This is a genomic window from Pseudaeromonas sp. HNCC25DJ182 (genome assembly GCF_055413365.1).
Genome location: NZ_JBVAYG010000044.1, coordinates 1 through 202, shown reverse-complemented (window position 1 = coordinate 202; position 202 = coordinate 1). Strand labels below are relative to the sequence as shown.

Below are 202 nucleotides of genomic sequence, written 5' to 3'. Positions count from 1 at the left end.
CCAGGTCGCTTAGCTCAGCTGGGAGAGCACCTCCCTTACAAGGAGGGGGTCATTGGTTCGATCCCAATAGCGACCACCAAGTTTTAAACGGGTTGTTAGCTCAGTTGGTAGAGCAGTTGACTCTTAATCAATTGGTCGAAGGTTCGAGCCCTTCACAACCCACCAATTTAGTCGTGTTGTAAAAACAACGGTGTTGTTGGAA

At 48.5% G+C, this 202-nt stretch carries 2 tRNA genes; both read left to right on the top strand.

Going from position 1 to position 202, the window contains the following annotated elements:
• The first annotated feature begins 3 nt into the window (after positions 1–3).
• A tRNA-Val gene (locus ACZYUB_RS16685) sits at positions 4–79 on the top strand.
• A gap of 10 nt (positions 80–89) precedes the next feature.
• Positions 90–165 (top strand) — tRNA-Lys (locus ACZYUB_RS16680).
• Positions 166–202 lie beyond the last annotated feature (37 nt).